Origin of the sequence: Cellulomonas sp. Leaf334, from assembly GCF_001424195.1 — a bacterium.
In the GTDB taxonomy this organism is placed as follows: Bacteria; Actinomycetota; Actinomycetes; order Actinomycetales; family Cellulomonadaceae; genus Cellulomonas.
This window is the reverse complement of the sequence record NZ_LMOO01000007.1, coordinates 178,909-198,583: the sequence shown is the minus strand read 5'-3', so window position 1 is coordinate 198,583 and position 19,675 is coordinate 178,909. Positions and strand designations below refer to the sequence as shown.

Annotated in this window: 11 protein-coding genes; 10 read left to right on the top strand and 1 reads right to left on the bottom strand. The window is 66.4% G+C overall.

Translation table 11 applies throughout. The features are described from left to right. The first annotated feature begins 47 nt into the window (after nt 1-47). The 6 genes from ASF78_RS17300 to ASF78_RS17275 all read left to right on the top strand — a co-directional run bounded on the left by ASF78_RS17300 (nt 48) and on the right by ASF78_RS17275 (nt 13,917). Nucleotides 48-4,712, top strand: a complete 4,665-nt coding sequence (locus ASF78_RS17300; RefSeq protein ID WP_056592361.1) for a DEAD/DEAH box helicase — start codon at nt 48-50, stop codon at nt 4,710-4,712. Next, nucleotides 4,682-6,292: a nuclease-related domain-containing DEAD/DEAH box helicase gene (locus tag ASF78_RS17295; protein WP_056592359.1), complete on the top strand. Its 1,611-nt coding sequence runs from the start codon at nt 4,682-4,684 to the stop codon at nt 6,290-6,292. The genes ASF78_RS17300 and ASF78_RS17295 overlap by 31 nt, the downstream gene beginning before the upstream one ends. A gap of 161 nt (nt 6,293-6,453) precedes the next feature. Continuing rightward, nucleotides 6,454-9,396, top strand: a complete 2,943-nt coding sequence (locus ASF78_RS17290; RefSeq protein ID WP_156374213.1) for a helicase-related protein — start codon at nt 6,454-6,456, stop codon at nt 9,394-9,396. A 38-nt stretch (nt 9,397-9,434) separates the two neighbouring features. Beyond that, nucleotides 9,435-11,201: a DUF1998 domain-containing protein gene (gene drmB, locus ASF78_RS17285; protein ID WP_156374212.1), complete on the top strand. Its 1,767-nt coding sequence runs from the start codon at nt 9,435-9,437 to the stop codon at nt 11,199-11,201. Beyond that, complete coding sequence (locus tag ASF78_RS17280) at nt 11,198-13,276, top strand: DEAD/DEAH box helicase (RefSeq protein WP_056592353.1); 2,079 nt, start codon at nt 11,198-11,200, stop codon at nt 13,274-13,276. The genes drmB and ASF78_RS17280 overlap by 4 nt, the downstream gene beginning before the upstream one ends. Beyond that, complete coding sequence (locus tag ASF78_RS17275) at nt 13,273-13,917, top strand: hypothetical protein (RefSeq protein WP_156374211.1); 645 nt, start codon at nt 13,273-13,275, stop codon at nt 13,915-13,917. Before ASF78_RS17280 ends, ASF78_RS17275 begins: the two co-directional genes overlap by 4 nt. A gap of 41 nt (nt 13,918-13,958) precedes the next feature. On the opposite strand, the gene ASF78_RS17270 is transcribed toward ASF78_RS17275, so the two are convergent. Beyond that, nucleotides 13,959-14,834: a hypothetical protein gene (locus ASF78_RS17270; protein ID WP_056592344.1), complete on the bottom strand. Its 876-nt coding sequence runs from the start codon at nt 14,832-14,834 to the stop codon at nt 13,959-13,961. A gap of 227 nt (nt 14,835-15,061) precedes the next feature. Here ASF78_RS17270 and ASF78_RS17265 point away from each other — a divergent pair, with 227 nt between their 5' ends. The 4 genes from ASF78_RS17265 (at nt 15,062) to ASF78_RS17250 (ending at nt 19,669) form a co-directional block, all read left to right on the top strand. After that, the gene (locus tag ASF78_RS17265) at nt 15,062-15,364 is read left to right on the top strand and encodes a hypothetical protein (RefSeq protein WP_056592342.1); all 303 of its coding nucleotides are present in this window, start codon (nt 15,062-15,064) and stop codon (nt 15,362-15,364) included. 809 nt (nt 15,365-16,173) lie between these two features. Then, nucleotides 16,174-16,404: a DNA/RNA helicase domain-containing protein gene (locus ASF78_RS23425; protein WP_056592336.1), complete on the top strand. Its 231-nt coding sequence runs from the start codon at nt 16,174-16,176 to the stop codon at nt 16,402-16,404. A gap of 267 nt (nt 16,405-16,671) precedes the next feature. After that, complete coding sequence (locus ASF78_RS17255; protein WP_056592334.1) at nt 16,672-19,083, top strand: AAA family ATPase; 2,412 nt, start codon at nt 16,672-16,674, stop codon at nt 19,081-19,083. A 61-nt stretch (nt 19,084-19,144) separates the two neighbouring features. Next, a complete protein-coding gene (locus ASF78_RS17250; RefSeq protein WP_056592330.1) occupies nt 19,145-19,669 on the top strand; it encodes a hypothetical protein in 525 nt (174 codons plus the stop codon). The last annotated feature ends 6 nt before the right edge of the window (nt 19,670-19,675 follow it).

Here is a 19,675-nt window from a genome sequence, read left to right as displayed (position 1 = left end):
CGGGACTGAATGTGTGAAGTCTTGGGCTTCTGTCGGACGGCTGCTACATGATGGAGAACGTGTCCAGTGCAGAGCAGTGGGAGCCGACGGATCCGGGGCTCGTGAAGTGGATCGCCGATCACCGACAACGCGCATTGGGTGCGTACCGCTCGAATCCCGTACTCGTCGGTGAGCACGGGCGCCAGGAGGACAGCTTCCGTACCGGCGGATACGCGAACCGGCAGATCCTCGAACTGGTTCAGAACGCGGGAGATGCGTTGCGCCGGTCGGGCCGACGTGGCCGGGTCGAGCTCCACCTCCGCGGTGGCGCACTCTACTGCGCGAACGAGGGTGCACCGTTCTCGGAGGAAGGGCTCACAGCCGTCTGCCATGCCTATCTCAGCGACAAACGCGGAGATGAGATGGGACGCTTCGGGCTCGGCTTCAAGTCTGTGCTGGGGGTGACCGACACCCCCATGATCCTGAGCAGGTCGGTGTCATTCGGTTTCGATGCCGTGCAGAGCAAGCGGGAACTCAGCGAGATCGCGCCAGCCGCACACATGTACCCCGTACTTCGACTGCCGACGGTGGTGGATGCCGTCGCCGAGGTCGGCAAGGACCCCGTTCTGTCCGAACTCGGGCAGTGGGCGCAGACGATCGTTCGGCTGCCCCTCGTCGGTGACGCGGGCCGACTGGTCAAGGATCTCGAACAATTTCCACGGGAGTTCCTCCTCTTCGCCCCCTTCGTCGAAACGCTCGGGATCCGCCTCCACGACGACGACGACATCCTCGAGTTCCGGTGTGAGGACCAGGGTGACCATCGCTACCGGCTGATTGATGCAGCCGATGCCTCGAGTGAATGGATGGTTTGGCAGCAGAGCCACCGACCCACAGCCGAGGCGCTCGCCGAGGTCGGTCAGGCGATCGGACGCCCGGAGGTCACCGTCACCTACGCCGCTCCGCTCGACACAACTCGCGAGTTGGGCCGTTTCTGGGCGTTCTTCCCCCTGGCGGATTCGACCTCCACCCGTGGCATCCACAATGCGCCGTGGCACATCAACGATGATCGGACCAACCTCCAGCCTGGGAAGTTCAACGACGAGCTCCTCGAGGTCGTGACCGATCTCGTCGTGGCGGCCCTGCCGCACCTATCTACGCCGGCGGATCCCGCCCGACACTTCGACTATCTGCCGGCCCGAGGGCGTGAAACCGACAACTTCGCCGACCGTCGATTGACGTCCACAATTCCCGACCGCGCGAGTCAGACACCCTGCATCCCCGACATGGACGGAGTTCTGCGCGCGCCCGATGCTCTCCAATACGCCAACTTCGACCTGCGTCTCGATCTCGAGAGCTTCCGGCTGTGGAGTGATGCCCCCGATCGCCCCGTCGACTTCCCTCACTGGTCCTGCTACCAGGGCGCGACGCGCCAAGCTCGGCTACGTCGGCTTGTCCGGGGGGATGCTGATCGCGCCATCCCACGTGAACTGGGCGCCAGCAGATGGCTCGAGCACGTGGTCGAAGCTGGATCTGACCAATCCTGTGCGGCAGCGCTGCGCGTGGCCATGTCAGTCAGTGACGAGGCCACGTTCCGTGACATGGAGACCGCGGCGGTCATCCCGGACAGCGTGGGGAACCTGTCAAGACTCGACGAGTCGAGTCACGTGTTTCTCAAGGGGACACCTCTCAGCGCGTCCGCCGGCATCCGTCTTGTACGGTCGTCCTTCCTGGAGTTGCCACTCGTTCAGGAGTGGCTGCGTGGGCGGGGCTTCAGGGACGTGGACCCGACCGAGGAGCTTCGGACCCTTGCGAGCACGGCCACCCTCCGGTGGGGCACCGCCGAATGGAGTGCGTTCTGGGGCGTGGTCAAGGAGGTGGCTCCCAAGGACGCCGACGAGATCCTGGTCGCCCATGTCAAGAAGGGCTTGGCCCTGCAGGTTCTGGCTCGCGACGGGCAGTGGCACGCCGTGGGGACCGTCGTCGTCGCAGGAGAGGTCGCGCCGCTCGACGACGCCTTGGTGCTCGACGACGCCTTCCACCGTCCACACCTCCAGGTCCTGCGCGTGATTGGTGTTGTGGCGGAGCCGGCCATCACCGAGGTCGCCGGACAGGACCTGGCGCTGCTCGACTACCGACGCCTGCAGCGGGCGGCGTACCTGGCCGACCTTCCCGCTCGCGGACGTCCTGAGCCACAGACCTTGTCGTTCGTGGAGGAGAGGGGTCCGGCGCCGCTTCACATGCTCCGCTTGTTCGCCGACTCGGCCGACGAGAGCTCGCGCGTCACCTGGAGCCGCAAGCTCCTGTCGCTCGACGCGCCCGACCAATGGACCCTTCGGCAGGGCCAGGGAAGCAAGTTTCCGTCGAAGACCGTGCTGGCGCCGCACCTGTGGGCTGTCGAGACCTACGGCTTGGTGGACACGACGTGGGGCCCGCGCGAAGCACGGCGTGCACTCCACCCAGAACTCCAAGACCTCGGTCGACTGCTGCCAGTCGCCACGTGGCGCACGGCTGCCAAGATTCCCGGTCTCGCCCGGCGGGAATCAATGTCCGTCGACCTCTGGCGCGAGTTCCTTCATCGACTGCCCAGCGGCGGCGCTCCCGGCGAGCTCGGAGAACTCTTGCTCGAAGCCTGGAGGCGGCTTCCGGTCGGCGAAGTGCCCCTCGCCCTACCCGCCGTGCGAGGGGATGGCTACGACAGCGTCCCTCCTGGTGAGCTGATGCTCGCCGCGAGCAATGACGAGGCAACTGCGCTGCGCGAACAGCACCTACCGTTTGTGACCTTCACAGACATTGAGTCTGCGGCTTCCATCTGTGAGGCCTGGGGCTGTCTTCCGGCCTCATCAAAGTTGAGCGTAGACATCGTCGCCGAAAACCCAAGTGAGGCGGTCGTTCTGCTCGACAGGTTCCGGCGGCTCAAAGATCATGGCGCCGCGCGACTGGATCTCGTCGAGCTCATCGCGTGCTCAACCGTCGAACGCGTCGTCACCCTGCCTGACGGGACGGCCAGCACGCCAGAGGTGTTCGCGGTCAGCGGGCGCACGATCTACTTCGACGCGAATCTCGACGAAGAGCGCCTTCTCGAACTCATCTCGAGCCACTACGGCCTCGATCTTGACTCGTCGGCGATCTCACGCGTGTTGCACGAGGCAGACACCGAGCGGATCGAGACTGCGAAGGCCTTGTGCCGCTCCGAGCGGAACCCGCCTGCGAAGCTGCGCGCGCTCCTTCCATCGTCGGTGCTCGAAGCCAAGGTCCCAGCGGGGTTGATCGCGACGGTCGCAACGATGCCGGGGCCGTCGGAGACCGTGGACGTCGCGGAGCTCCTCATCCACATCCACGGCTACGACGTCCTGAAACACTTGCGGCGCGAGTTGGAAACGTTCGGATACTCCGTGCCTGAACGGTGGGCGGGGTCGCCTCCAGCGATCGCCTTCGTGCGGTCGCTGGGGTTCGCCGCAGAGTTCGCCGGCGAGCGCGGGAGTCGACGTGAACCCGAAGAGGTCGTTCAAGGACCACCGAACCTCAAGCCGCTCCATGACTACCAGGAGGTCCTTGCGTCACAGATCAGAGACCTCGCGAAGCCGAGCCAGAGCCCAAGACGGGCGATGCTCTACCTTCCAACCGGTGCCGGGAAAACCCGGGTGACGGTGGAGGCGCTCGTGCGATCTATGGTCGCCCGGGACTTCAGCGAACCGGTCCTTTGGATTGCGCAGTCGGATGAGTTGTGTGAGCAAGGGGTGCAGACGTGGATGGAGGTGTGGCGGCAGTTCGGTGACCGTCCGCTCCGAGTGGGCAGACTATGGAAAGGCAATCAGCTCGGGGCGAGTGACATCGACGCGAGCGTGATCGTTGCCACCGACGCCGAGCTTGCCGTTGTCCGAGAGAAGGACGAGTACGAGTGGCTTCGGCAACCTGCGATCATCGTCCTCGATGAGGCGCACGGCGCAACGGGCACTGACATCACGGCCACGCTCCGCTGGCTCGGAATCGAGCAGCGGAGCACTGCACGCCCATTCCTCGGGCTGACTGCGACCCCGTTCAAGGGCAGAGGTGAGAAGGCCAATCAGAGTCTGGCGGCACGATTCGGTGGCACGGTGCTGAATGCGTTGGGGGACGACCCGTACGACGAACTTCGTCGGCTCGAGGTACTGGCTCGAGTCGAGCACGCCGTTCTGCCCGGGTCGGCGTACGTCCTGGACGACCCCGAGAAGAAGAATTTCGCGGAGTTCAAGGACATTCCCAAGACCGTTTTGGCCCGAATCGGCCAGGACCGGGCGAGGACGGTCCGATTGATGGAAGACATCGCGAGGAGACCTCCGGCCTGGCCAATACTTGTCTTCACGTCATCGGTCCTCTCGGCGCAAATACTCTCGGTGCTGCTCCGGGTCAATGGCATCAGCTCAGCAGCCGTGAGCGGGGCGACTCCCATGTTGGAGCGACGTCGGGCGATCGAGGACTTCCGCCGAGGGGACGTACGTGTCCTCACGAACTGCGACGTACTCACGCAGGGATTCGATGCCCCGAAGGTCAGAGCCCTCTACATAGCGAGGCCGACATTCAGTCCGAATGCCTACATCCAAATGGTCGGACGAGGTCTGCGTGGGCCCGCAAATGGCGGCGAGCCGGAATGTCTCGTCGTCAATGTCGCGGATACGTTCAACGTCTTCGGTGAGCAGCTCGCCTACAACGAGTTCGACTACCTGTGGAACGTTCAAGGCGGTGGGTCCAACTGAAACTCGTTCCGCCCGTCGCGCGTTTCGGCAACATCGAGTCGGCAGCCGAGCTGCGCGTCGCGCGCCTGGTCGAGCAGGTCGATCTGGGTGAGCCGGCGACGTGCTTCTACTCCGTCCATCTGCCGCGGCACGAGTACAAACGGATGTCGGAGATCGACTTCCTAATCGTCCTCAACGACGTAGTTCTGGTGCTCGAGATCAAGGGTGGCCGCCTCGCCCGCCGTGACGGGCTGTGGACCTTCACCGATCGATACGGGGAGGTCCACGAGAAGCGCGAAGGGCCGTTCGAGCAGGCCCGGACCGCCATGTTCGCTATCGAGGCGGACCTACAACGGAGGATCCCTGGGCTCAGCGTGGCGTTCGGATCCGTGGTGATCACGCCTGACCAGGCGCTCGCGCCCGACCTCGAGTGGGAGCCGGCGGAGCACCTCGGGCCCGGCTCGATGACCGTCGCGGCACTCGGAGCCGGGCTCACCGCGGCCGCGCGCCATTGGCGAGACCGCTCCCGGCACACTGTGGGCCGGTCTCAGTACCAGGACCTCGTCAAGGCGCTCCGCCCCGACTTCGATCGCGTACCACGCTTATCCCTTCTCGCGAGCGCGTTCGAAACCGACTTCGTCCAACTGGCAGCAGCCCAGTACGACATGCTCCGAGGCGCAGAGGTGAACCCTCGCCTCCTCTGCACGGGCGGCGCGGGTTCCGGCAAGACACTTCTCGCGGTCGAATCGGCCCGTCGCGCTGCACTCCGAGGTGAGACGGTCCTCCTGACATGCCGCTCGTCCGGCGTCATGGACATGATGTCGCGATCGTTGGCCGACACATCCGTCGACTGCATCGAGTGGTCCCGGACCAATGGGCGCGGTCCGTACGACGTCGTCCTCGTCGACGAGGCGCAAGACATCCTCAACACCGACGACTGCCTGCAGCTCGACGAGTTGGTGACGGATGGGATCCGGGAGGGCCGGTGGCGGCTCTTCTGCGACCCGAACAACCAGGCGAACGTGGACGGCGTGTTCGACCGCCAGACGTTCGATGAACTCGGATCCACCGCCGCGCAATTCCAGCTGCCGTACAACTGCAGGAACACGTCGGCGATCGTGCAGCAGACTCAACTCATCACCGGAGCAGACCTCGGCGTGGCCAAGGCCGGAGCAGGGCCGGCGGTCGAGTACGTGCAGCCCCACAGCGACACGGATACAGCCGCACTCCTCGACGCCCGTCTGAAGCGGCTCCGGCAGGAGGAGATCGACCTCTCCGAGGTTGTCGTCGTAACGCTTCGCGACACAGAGAGCGCGAGCTCGGCGGTCCAGACCAAGGCCTACTCGCGGGGCGCTCTCACCGATCAGCCCGGGCGGAGTTCGACCTCAGGACCGGCGGGGGCTGCCCGACTCGTCACGACCCGAGGTTTCAAAGGACTTGAAGCGGCGCACGTGCTCGTCGTCGACGTCGACGAGGTTGAGAGCGACCTTGCCATGGCCCGGCTCTACGTCGCCATGACGAGACCGCGCGTCTCATTGTGGATTGCGGTGGGCCCTCGCGCGTGGGCCCAACTCTCCTCGGCAAACGGAGGCAAGCAGTGAGACCCGAGCGCACGTTCAATCAGGTCCGCTCCGAGGTGGTCGGTCACCTCAAGGAGCAGTACCTCGGCCCTGCCCATGGCGCGGAGGAGATCCTCCCCCAACGCCCCGACCGCGTGTACTTGGTGGGGACGTTGTACCCGCGGGGCAGGTCCGCTCCGCCCATGGACGGTGACGTCCTCGGCGAGGAGGGGGCCGACGACGGACTCGACGAATCGATCGAACTCGCCAACGCCTGGAATCCCGCCTCTGCGGCGATTTCGTTCCTGCACGACGGACCGTCGATTACCTGCACCGTCGCCGCCGGTCGCTACTCGCAACTGCCCGACAAGTCCGGATGGCAGCGGCGGGCGATGGTCGAGCCCGTGTTGACGCTCGATCGCTCGACTCCGCCGCTGGACGTCATGGGCGGGGCCGGTCGCGTCGTCTCGGTTTGGAGGCCGATCGGCGACGCCTGGCTCGTGACCGTCGCCATCGAGAACAGAGCTGAGCACGACGATGCCGACGCGCCCCCACCGACAGAGGACTGCCTCTTCCAGGTCGAGCTCCGATGCGATGTCGTCGCGGGACGAGTCCTGCCCTACCCATCGGTTTCGCTTCTGAGCGACGACGATGAGGAGCAAGAACTCAGACTCCTTTACAGCAATCGCCAGACCTTCGGCGTCGGGCACGGATGCTCGATCGCGTGGGAGGACAGCGACGCACCAACCTGGGTTGCATCCGACATGATCCCGAGCAGCGTCGTCCCTTCGGTCTCACCCGGTGAGCGAGACGCCGAAGTCCTGAAGCTCGTGTACCTCTCGGATGAGACCCTGCCCGTCGACAAACTCTGCGCGACCCTGCAGCAGTTCGTCGACGACTACGGCAACTGGATCAGCGATCAGCAGAAAGCCGCCGACGACCTGCCGCCGAACCACGCGGAGGCAGGGGACCGGCTGGTCCAGCGCATGCAGCGCGCTCGGAGTCGCATGGAAGCGGGCGTAGAGCTCCTACGTTCGGACGAGGGGGTGCGGGAGGCGTTCCAACTGGCGAACCGCGCGATGCGTGTCCAGATCCTCCAGTCCAGGCATGCAAAGGCCAATCCAGGATCGCGGGGCGTGGCGTTGCCCGTGGCCGCGGACAACGCCGACGAACCCGCCTGGTACCCGTTCCAGCTGGCCTTTCAATTGTTAACGGTGGCCTCGACTGCCAGCGCCGAACATCCCGATCGATCGGTCGTCGACCTGATCTGGTTTCCGACCGGCGGCGGCAAGACGGAGGCCTATCTCGCGCTCGCAGCCTTCGAGATGATCCATCGCCGGCTCACGCAGGGGCTGCGCGGCGGAGGGACGGCCGTTCTCACCCGGTACACGCTCCGCATGCTGACCACCCAACAGTTCCAGCGGGCCGCGACGTTGATCTGTGCCCTCGAACTACTCCGGCAACAAGATCGACGTCTCGCAGGTACCCAGCCGTTCAGCATCGGGCTGTGGGTGGGCGGAGAGACCACGCCAAATGACTACAAGACCGCTCACGAGCGCACCCGGGAACTGCTCCGTGCGTCCGAGCCCGAGAACCCATTCCAGATACTCAGCTGTCCTTGGTGTGCCACACCTCTCCTGCCCGCGCGCAGGAACAACGACACGACCGCCTACGGCGTGCGGTCGACGAGCAGCAGTTTCGAGCTGTTCTGCCCTCACAGCGACTGCGCATTCCACAACTTCTTGCCGGTCAAGGTCGTCGACGCGCAGATCTTCGCAGACCCTCCGACGCTCCTGGTCGCCACGGTCGACAAGTTCGCGCGCATGCCCTGGCACAAGGATGCGGGTGCGGTGCTGGGCCGCGGGGGAGTGCCATACAACGCCCCGAGCCTCGTCATCCAGGACGAGCTCCACCTGCTTTCGGGCCCTCTCGGAACAACGGTCGCGCTCTACGAAGCAGCCGTGCTCGGACTCATGGCCTGGGATGGGAAGCGGCCCAAGATCGTCGCCTCCACGGCAACGATCCGATCCGCGCCCGAGCAGGTCAGGAGGCTTTACGGGAGTGCCGTCGCGCTCTTCCCGCCGAGCGGCCTGGATTCCGACAACAGCTACTTCGCCGTCGTCGACAAGACCGCTCCGGGCCGCCTGTACATGGGCCTGATGCCGCAGGCGCACACGGCCTCCTACGCCACGGTGCTCGCCACCGTTGCACTGCTGGAAGCTCCCGTGCTGGTCGGGGAGTCGCCCGAGGACCTGGATGCGTACTGGACGGTCGTCGCGTACCACAACTCGTTGCGGGAACTCGGGCGCACGGTAACGATCACCCGCGACGACGTCGAGAGCATCCTCGCCTCGCGAGCGGAGAAGCGGGGGAGCAGGTCACGTCGACTCAAGCGCGACGGTGTGATCGAACTGACGAGCAACGTCGGGCCGGGGTCGCTCGTCCGCCGACTGGCGCAGCTCGAGAGCAGTGTCGGCGAGGCGGACGCGGTGGATCTCGTAGCAACGACCAACATGCTCTCCGTCGGGATCGACATCAGCCGGCTCGGGCTCATGCTGATGAACGGCCAACCCAAGACGACGGCCGAATACATTCAAGCCACGAGCCGGGTGGGCCGGTCGACCGTTCCGGGGCTCGTCGTCACGCTCCTGCGCCCAGGAAAGCCGCGCGACCGTTCCCACTACGAGTCGTTCAGAGCCTTCCACGAGTCGCTGTACCGCCACGTCGAACCAACGAGTGTGACGCCGTGGTCCCTCGCTTCGCGCGAGCGGTCGCTGCACGCCGCATTGGTGATGCTCGTCCGGCATGGGGCAGGGCTGCGGGGGAACGACGACGCCGGAGCCTTCCGCCCTGATGACGCAAGTGTCGCGAAGGCATGTCGCATCCTGCTCGATGCGGTCACGGCTGCAGAACCCGAGGCGCGCGACGCCGCCGACACCATGGTTCGCAGACTCGTCGCCGAGTGGAGCCGACGGGCGACGGACGCAGCCGGTCAAGGGCTCAGCCTGCGCTACGAGAGCAGCGATAAGGACCACCCAGCGCTGCTGCGAGACTTCGGTGAAGCGCGCGACGGCTGGGCAACGATGCACTCGATGCGCTCGGTCGACCGCACCGTCCGTGTCGTCGCGATCGGAGAGCAGCTGTGAGGACGACCAGACTCAGCCAGACGGTGTCACCCTTCGGCGTGGGAGCGATCCTCGACATCGAGGGCGAATCCCTGATGGCCGCAGACATCAGCACCTGGCCACAGTCCAAGACCCGCCGGATCGAGTCCCGGCGCCTGGAGCTCGCTCTCGGCGTGGCGGAGCTCAGGATGCCACCCAGCGTCCCCTCGAGACCGTCGAAGAACACCCCCGGAGTCGACTACAAGCGCTTCCCGGGCTGGCTGTTCTGCCAGGACTGCCGTCGGATGAATCGGATGACCCGTCGGCAGGAGACCGGCAAGCCACCCCGCTGCGAGCACTGCAAGGGCCCGATGGTGCCGATGAGATTCATCGTCGTCGGCACGGAGCGGGGACACGCCATGGACGTTCCGTGGGTGAGGTGGGCACACTCCGAGGCCAGCGGCGAGAGCCAAGAACGCTGCCGAACGGAGGAGCTCCTGTTCCAAACGCGGCCAGGCGGCGCGGAGGGTCTGTCCAGCCTTGTAGTCCACTGTGCCGCATGCGGCGCGAGTCGTGACCTCGGTGCGTTGACCGCGAAGGGCTCGCTCAAGCGAATCGGTTTCAGGTGCACGGGAGCCCAACCCTGGCAGTCGCCCAAGTTGGACACCTGCGACGAGCGTGTCGAAGTCCTCCAGCGAGGCGCGACCAACGTGACCATTAGCGAGACGTCGACCGCCCTGGACATCCCGGAGCCGACCAACCCGGTCAAGGATGACGCCGCAGAAATCCGCCGCCACCGAAACTTCGAGGACGTCCGTTCAGCACCCTCCGGACCTCGCGCCGCCGTGCTCATCGAGCTGATCGCCGAGGATCTCGGCGTCACGCAGCAGGAGGTGCTCCGGGTGGCGACCGCCGCGACCGACGACACCGACGAGGTCAAAGCCGCACGCGAAGGGCTGCTCGCGGACGAATGGCTCGCATTCCAGCAAGCGATCGACAACCCGGACGAGCCCGTCGGCACGCCCAACTTCGTCGTGTCAGTGACACCGTTCGTCCCAGACGACGCCACGCCTGCCGCTAGCGCGATCGATGACCTCGTCGGCCACATCGTCCTGGCGCATCGCCTCCGCGAAGTGCGCGCCCTCCACGGGTTCAGACGCTACGACGGGGGCTCCGACCTCGTGGACGTCGATCTCGGCCCGCGCGGGCGCGAGAGATGGCTGCCGGCCGTCGAGTCATTCGGCGAGGGGGTCCTCCTCACCCTCGATGAGCACCGACTGGCTGCATGGGAACTCAACGAGCACGTGAAGGTCCGGGTCGAGGACATCGAACGTCGCCGACGTGACTCCGTCGTGGGCTCACGCCTCGGTGTGGCCACGCCGCGTCGCGTCCTGCTGCACACCCTCGCCCACGTCCTGATGCGTCAGCTGGCATTCTCGTGCGGTTACTCGGCGGCCTCGCTCAGAGAACGGATCTACTCGTCCAGTGCGCCGAACGCGCAGGCAGGAATCCTGATCTATACAGCGGCGGGCGATGCGGAGGGGACGCTCGGAGGACTCGTCCGCCAAGGTGAGGCGCCACGCCTCATGCAGAGCCTCTTCGCCGCGCTCGAAGCCACCGCCTGGTGCTCCTCGGATCCCCTCTGTAGCGAGAGCCGTGGCCAGGGACCCAGCGCTCTCAACCTCGCTGCGTGTCACGGCTGCGCGCTCGTCGCTGAAACCTCCTGTGAGGGTTCCAATCTCCTCCTCGACCGGGTGCTGCTCATCGGCCGCGGGGAGACTCCGGGCTTCTTCCAAAGTGTGATCCGAGACGTGCAGCAGGACGCGGCTCGAAGGGCGCGACTGTGACGGACGCTGTGGAGGTCCCGACCGGGCCCGAGCTGACGTTCGATCTTCGCGGCGTCCAGCTGGAGGACTGGCAGCAGGACGCCTGCGCTGCATGGGCGGCGGGCGACGAAGGCGGGCCGTTCCGGGGCACGCTCGAGGTGTTCACAGGGGGCGGCAAGTCGCTCATCGCCCTGGAGTGCGCCCGCCTGGCCGCACTGGTCGAACCTCACCTGCGTTTGGTGATCGTCGTGCCGACCATTGCATTGGCGCGTCAATGGCGCGCAGTCCTGGAAGAACGAACCGGTCTGGATCCGAAGGACATCGGCGAGCTTCGCGGAGGGCGCAAGGACGACCTGCGCACGCATCGCGCGCTCATCGGCGTTCTCAACTCGGCCGCCCAGCGGCTGCCACAGATAGCTCGAGATGCTCGGGGACCGCTGATGCTCATCGTCGACGAGTCCCATCGGGCAGGGGCCCCCGAGTTTTCGCGCGTCCTGGATACCCCCGCGGATTTCCGGCTCGGCCTCAGCGCGACCGCGGAGCGCGAGGACGTCGACGACGACGGTGTGGCCGTCGAGTACGACGATCACGTACTCGGTCGGAACCTCGGCGCGATCGTCTATCGATTCGATCTGCGCTCCGCCAGGGAGATCGGTTGGCTGCCGACGTTCACGGTCCACCACCACGCCGTGCAGCTGGATCCCGATGAGCGTCGCCGGTACGACGAAGCAAGTCGGAAGATCGACGATCTCGCCGACCGCCTGCGGGATATCGGTGTGGACATGTCCGCGGTCCGCGTCGTCGCCGGCCGATCCGGTGAGCAGGCGACGCTGGCCCGGTCGTACGTGGCGGCCGTGTCGACCCGGAAGGACCTGCTCTACCGGGCTCGCGAGCGCACCCGCGTGTCCGCGCGAATCGTCGAGTCCCTGGCATCGCGCACGCCCGGCCCACGGATTCTCCTCTTCCACGAACGGATCGACGAAGCCGTCGACCTCCACGCCGCTCTGTCTCGGGCCGGTCTTGGCGTGGTCGCGCTGGAGCACTCCCGGCTCTCCGATTCGCGACGTCGGCAGGCACTCGCGTCGTTCGCCGACGGAAGTGCCCCGATCCTGGTCAGCGTGAAGTCGCTGGTGGAAGGGATCGACGTTCCGGCAACCGATGTCGGAGTCTCGGTGGCGTCGTCCGCGAGCGTGCGGCAGCGGGTGCAGGCCCTAGGACGCGTGCTGCGGCGGCGCTTCGACGGCGGCGAGAAGACCGCCGAGATGCACCTGCTGTTCGTCGAGAAGACGGCCGACGAGCTGATCTACGAGAAGGAGGACTGGAGCGACCTCACCGGGCCGGCATCCAACCAGTACTTCGGGTGGGGACTCGACGCCGTCGAGCCTGACGTGCTCGACGGGCCGCCACGGACACCACGACCCACCGAGGACCAGTTCTGGACGTCCTTCACTGCTGAGCGGCCGACGCTGCCTATCGAATGGCCGTGCGGATGGCCGCGCGACGAGTGGCGCCTCGACTCACGCGGCTCAGTCACGGACCTCTCGGGCGCGCTGGTGGAGAACCCGCAAGGCGTCGTCGCCGCGGTTCAGCGCCTGAGGCCGGGCGGCGGCCGGTTCCGGGTATCGACCAAGCACCGGTTCGTCGTCGTGCCCGAGGCAGGCTCCGAACTGCGCGCTTGGTGTGTTGATGTCCTCGACGAACCGTTCCGCACCCGACCGGCCGAAGCCATGCAGGACGAGGGGCCAGTCACCGAGGACAGCACGCCCGCAGAGATGACACCCGGCGACCCGTATCTGGGCCCAAGAGACCGCACCGGAGGCACCTACAAGATCCGCCAGAAGCGAGGTGGTGTCATCACGCGACGGGTCAGAACGGGCGAAGAGTACGCGGCCGCCGACCCGGGCGAGGGCACCGAGCCGCAGGTATCGAACGCCGTCCTCGTTCTGGACGCGTGGAAACGCACAGGTGAGTCCGGAATCTCCTTCTTCGTCAATGCCCGCGACGTCGCCTATTACCTTTCAGGAGGCGAGGCGCGATACCTTGCCCACGTAGACGGCGGATTTCTCTGGCCAACCCCGGAAGGTAGCGAGGCATGACCTCTTCCCCTGGAAGGCCCTACCCCTGGCTCGAGCCGTCGTCCGTGAAAGGCGAGGGCAAGTACCGCGTCACTGCCGACGGCCAAGTCAAGGTGCTACACATCAGCGGCCGCAATGAAATGTCCCTACTGGCATCCGATCCCCACGCCGAGCTGGTCGCGATGGTCGGCGGGGTGAAGCGGGCCCACGGCGAGCAACCGTCGGGGATCTTCTACATCAACGAGTGGGGTCACGTACTCGTGAAGGCTGCCGGTGCCACCTGGTATGCCGGGCAATATCGCACGATCCTCGAGTTCGACCTCGGTGGAGGTGTCCTTTCCGCAAGAGCACCGCAGGGCCTTCCACCCGGAGAGCGCTGGCCGGGCCCGCAGGTCGGAATCCGCTACACGATCGCGGCCACCGGTGACGACGTCTACTGCAAGCGTCGTATCGACGTCCGGACCGAGCGGCAGGAGCGCCTCTCCGACTACATCGCAGACTCGCCATCGTTCGTTCGAGAGCTCGCCCGACACCGGCCGACGGGGGGCCGCCTGTACATCAACGAAGCACGCGAGATGTTCAGCCCCCTGGACGGCGAGGGATCCTTCGTCTATCTCGGACGTGCTCCTATCGACCGGTGGTTCCCGGAGCCGCAGCCGTAGGCGATCTCCCGGCGGCTGCGGGTTGCATGCCGCATCGCTCTCTACCGGCCCATGCACCGGCTACAGCTCGTCGCTAGCAAGGTCATGTCCGTAAGTCGGCCCGCGGACAACGTCGCGAGCTCGTTGGGCGACGACTCCAGGTGTCGAACCACTAAGTAGAACGGATCCGCCGGCGACGAGTGCGACCGAGCGCGATCCTGTCCACAGGACCAGCAGGTGAACCGGTCACGTCGAAACACACGGCCGCGCAGATCCTCGGAGAACATGCGCTGCGACGGATCGAGGCGATGCGCCTCATGAGCAGACACCAGTCGGTGCTCTCCTGAGTGTAGGTCCGAGGCATCCCCGGGTGCCTCGATCGGCCACTGCTCGAGCTCACGTAGACCTCGCGCCAGGCGTGCGCCCTCCTTGCTGTGGGCGACTCGGTTCAGTTCGTCGGCAGTCACCGGCTCGCCCAGAAGCCGCACGAACAAGGCGCGTACCCGGTCCACAGGTTCGCCGTCCTCGTCGCGCACCGCCGTCACCGTGAGCCAGCGCTCCCGCCGTGCGTGGTTCGGCTCGACCTCGAGAAGGCGATAGTTCCCGCGATCCTCTTCGATCTCGTAGCCCAGCTCGACCCTCAGTTCCCGGACACGCCGCGCCCACTCACCGATGCCCGACACCGCGGCCAGTTCGTCGCCGCTCACCCACTCGTTCAGGTTGGCCACGAGGTACTGAAGGATCGCGGGCCTGGCGCCGTTGCCCGCGCCGGCCTGCGGGCGGCGGTCGGTGCCGTACACCCTCGTGATCGCAAGTCGAAGCCTGGTCAACGCCTCGACAACTTCGCCGTGCGATTCCTGACGCGCTACTGCGCCCGTGAGGTCGGTCAGGTCCGCGACGGCGGTCTGGAACTCCGCGAGAGGATCGGATCTTGGCACGCCGCCAAGGGTAGGCGGGCAGACCCACAGAGGGCTCTAGGTGGCCGCGCGCCGCGAACCCCTCCGATCGTGGCGCAGCGGGAGAGTGCCGATGACGCCCGTTCCTCGTACCTGGCAAGCGGCAGCGCCCGCGTTCGGTCGTCCACAGGGACCCAGTTCCGCTTCGTTGTCCACAGATTGCCAGCGGATCCTGCCGATCGTTCGACGTCTGCCACGACCATTGATCCATGGCGAACGGAGCGTTCGAACTAGACGGGTACGAGGGCTACTGGCCCGCAGTGCGATTCGGCGATCCGTGGAACGGGTGGGCGACACCCGTGGTCACGGGCACCGTGCTGGCTGGCCTGCTCGCCCACATCGACGGCGGTCATCGATGGGACGGAGACTGCGCCATCGTCTGGCCTACCGCTGACCTGATGCCGGGCGAGCCGCACGACCCGGACATCGAGGACCGGATCTCTCCCGACATCGACGGCCAGTACGACCTCGGCGCCCTGGGCTGGACCTTCGTCGAGCACAGACCTCGATGAGCAATGCACCGCGCCAGGTGACCGTCGTTGACCCGCAACCGTGATTTGGCTCGCGCCGCGAGCCGCCTTGAGCACCGCGGTCACGATGCTGACGCCCGTTGCGCGTGTCGACCGAGGCTCGAGTGGTTGACGCCGCTACCGTTCCCCTGTCAGCGGATCGACGGACTTCCAACGCGCTTGGACGCGTCGGATATGTCCCCCCGCACGTTCATTCGTGCTGCTCGGGGGACACTTCGTGGATTCATTGCGCCGCAGCGCCAGAGAACTGTTGGTGTTGGCCGAGTCCAGCGCGATCGAGACGCTCCTTGCGGACTTCCTGATGTACCAGGGCGTCGGCAGGCCGGGCGAGAGTGAACGGCGGTCTTGGCGAAACTCTCTGCCAGTGCTCGCCGACGACCTGCGGGAGGCAGGCCTCGGCGGGGTTCAGGTTCTCATGGAGCACCGCCTGCCGCTGACGAGCAAGCGTGCGGACGTCATCCTGGCCGGGGTCCACCCCGCGACAGGTCGCAACTCGTACGTCGTCCTCGAGCTCAAGCAGTGGAGTCGCGCACGACGCTGGGGCGACAGCGACACGTTGCTCGACGTCGACGGAGCGCGCTACCGGCCCGTGCTGCATCCGAGTCTGCAGGTCGACGGGTACGTCGACTACCTCCGTGACTTCGTGAGCGTGCTGTCCGAGGCCCCGGAGTCGGTCACAGGCGCGGCGTACCTTCACAACGCCCGGGAGCTCGGTATCGAGGACCTCAGGGGTACCCCCGCCATCGGCGCTGTGGGCAACGGGCGAAGGCGGATTCGACCAGATCGGGTGCGTGTACACCGCGCAGGGCTTCGAGTACTCATGGAACGGAGTCATCTTCGCCCCGGACCTCGTCTGGTCGGTGAAGACAGTGGACGACGGAACATTCGATCGGCTCGTGCGGCACGTCTACAAGGTCTTGCTCACCCGCGGAATGGTGGGCACGATCCTGTTCTCGACTGACCCGGAGACACGAGCGAAACTCCGACAGCTCACCAGCGGCACTCGCACCGCGCCAATCTGAGTTGACGGGTGCAGGAGGGTGCATCGGTTTAGGTCACCCGCCCTGGATGCATCCGACTCCACGAGGAGTCTGCCGCTCCGGCCGACTCATCACGCAGGTCGGTTGTGGCTGGGGAGCGAATCGCCTCTGCCGGGGCCAGCGACCGGACGCGCGTTCCGTGTTCCCCCTGGGTTCCCTTGCCGCTCTGTCGGTGGTTGTCGCTAGGTTTCGCTCAGCCATCGGGGCCGGCGAGCCGATGACAGCCTTAGGCGCGAGTCAGGAGTCCCCGTGGTCGTCGCAGCACCGCAGATCGACGCCGATCTGGAGATCGAGCAGGAGTGGTTCGACGCTGTGCGTGCGGAGCGCGAGGCGAAGCGGGAGGGTCGAGCCGGCGCGTTCGGTGCGGCGGCCAACCCGAAGGACCGCATCGCCATCAACCGGGCTCACCAGCGCGACGAGACACTCGGGCGGCCGGACGAGGAGGTCGCGTTTCTGCGAATCGACTGCGAGGACGGCGGCGCGTACTACGTGGGCAAGCACTCGATCGTCGGCGCCGGCGGCGACCCGATGGTCTACAACTGGCTGGCCCCGGCGATCATGGCGATGCGTGGCGCCACGCACTCGGATGCTCGCGGCGTCGCGCGTCACCGCCAGTACCGGACGAGGCCCGTCAACGACATCGACGACATCGCTGACGTGCTCTTCGCCGAGCTAGCACTGAAGGTCGCGGAGCTCACCGGAGGAGAGGCCGCTCTGCTCGCGTCCGACTCGTTTCTCCAGCAGGTACTCGAGCGTCGACGCAGTCCACAGATGGAGGACATCGTCCGGACGATCCAGGCCGCACAGGCCGACATCATCGCAGCACCCGGGGAACAGCTGCTCGTGGTGCAGGGCGGGCCGGGCACCGGTAAGACTGCAGTCGCGCTCCACCGGGTCGCCGCGTTGCTGTTCAACGAGCTCAGAGACATCGAACGCGACGACGTGCTCGTCGTCGGGCCTAATGCGACCTTCCTGCGGTATATCGCTCGGGTGCTCCCGGAGCTCGGTGAGGATCGGGTCATTCACCAGGACCTGCAGCGTCTGATGGACGCGAGCGTCACGGTCTCGGTCAAGGAGCGGCCCGACGCAGCGCGGCTCAAGGGCGACGGCCGGATGTGCGAGGTGCTTGCCCGCGGACTACACGAGCGTGTCCGCGTACCGCAGGACGACGTCCAGTTCGCTTTCGACGAAGTCTCGTGGCGCGTCACGCTTCAGCCGGCGGCTGTGCAGGAACTTCTCGACGACGTAGGTGTCTCGCCCTATGCGGCGGCTCGTGCCCGGATGCGCACGGGACTCGAAGCGCTCATCTTGCGCGAGGCCCGCCGGACGGATCGTGCAGGTGCTCGCGCGTCCAACCTTCGAGTGCGTGCTTCGGAGGTCGATGCCTACCTGGAGCGCATCTGGCCGCAGCTGACCCCGCAGGCGTTCCTGCGCGACTTGTTCGGCTCGCTCGAGCGGCTCGTGGCTGCCTCGAGCGGAACACTCGACGTGGAAGACCTACAGCTCCTGCGGCGACAGGCGGCGCCACGGCTCTCGGACCAGCTTTGGTCGAAGGAAGACCTGGCGCTGCTCGACTTCCTGGCGTTCGAGATGAGCGGTGAAGGGCGCACGTACGCCCACATCGTCGTCGACGAGGCACAGGACCTGTCGCCCATGCAGCTCATCGCCGTCCGGCGTCGGTCGCGTGCCGGTGCAATGACGATCGTCGGAGACATCGCCCAGTCGACTGGCCACTGGGCCCGCGAGTCCTGGGACGACGTCGTCTCGGAGCTCCAGTCACCACTGCCGCACACGCTCGAACACCTCAGGTACGGCTACCGCGTCCCCCGCGCCGTGATGGACCTCGCCTCGCGCCTGCTCCCCGACGCCGCTCCCGGAGTCGAGGCGCCGACCGTCGTCACCGACGTCGACCGGGCTCCCGTATGGCACTCCGCACCGAACCGATCGACCCTGGTGGCTGCGGCCGTCGACGCCGTGCAAAAGCACAGTGCCAAGGGGTTGTTCGTCGGGATAGTGCGACCTGACGACTATCGCGCAGACCTGGCGGGAGCGCTCGACGCCGCTGAGATCAGTTGGTCGGATGCGGACGACGGCGAGCTGACCAAGGCGATCAACGTCGTCAGCCCGACCGCTGCCAAGGGCCTTGAGTTCGACGCTGTCGTCGTACTCGATCCGAAAGCCATTGTCGATGCCGGCCCACATGGATTGCGGATGCTCTACGTCGCGCTCACCCGCACGACCGGCCAGCTCGACATTGTGCATCTCGCCGGCGAGGTCCCGGCGCAGCTCCTCGACGAGGTGGTTGGCCACGATGGCTCTACCGCCCTCGATCCAGCCGAGTCGAGCGGTGGTGAGCTGGCTCCGTCGGCCTTCGGTGAGACGAGCGAGGAAGTCGCACCGAGTCGCGCTGGCGAGCCGCAATCTCCGGCTGCAGGGGGTGAGCGGGATGCCCCAACAGCGAGCGAGAGCCGACGCGCGCGTCCGAAGGCGCGCGGGGCTGCCCCGGCGTCGATTCGCCGCTCGGTAGTCGACTCGAACGCGCAGCATGTCCTCGACATGCTCGCGGAGGTTGCACCTGAGCACATGTGGTCCGAGATTCTCGAACGGGCGCGCGAACTCGCGGCGAGTGACGGTGGCGACGAGGCTGCTTCGGTCGAGTGACGCTGATGGTTACTTCGAGGGCGACGCGTGCATGTGAGATGCCAGAGGCGACGATGGCGGCATGACAACGACACCGACGCTGTACCGGCCCGAGAGCGGGAAGTTGCTGCACCTGCCGGGTTGCACGCACCTGACGGACACGGACCCGACGACCTTGGTGCTAGCGCAAGACGGCGACCGGGACCGGTACGCGATCTGCAAGAGTTGCCAGCCGGAAATCGACGGGTCAGCGCCGCGGGAATGGTTCGACAGTCTGGACGTCGCGCTCGGTGCGCTGCCGATGCCGCTCGAGAACCGTCCCCGATGCAAGGAACTCGCCGCCGGTATCGCATACGACCGGATCTACATCCCGAGCTCGCACCAGTACGTCGCGATAGGGACGGTCAAGGGTGTGCTCGCATACTTCTCCGTCGGGGTTGTGGACCTGCAACCTTCCGGCGGACCGAAGTCGCGGGAGCTCTTTCCCAACTACGCCGGGCCGACCACCGGGACCCGCGGCAAGACGCACGCCGAGATGGACGAGACGGTGTGCCCGGTGCACAACGAGGTCCTGCCTGCGACCGGAGTGTGCGACTACTGCACGTGACGAAAG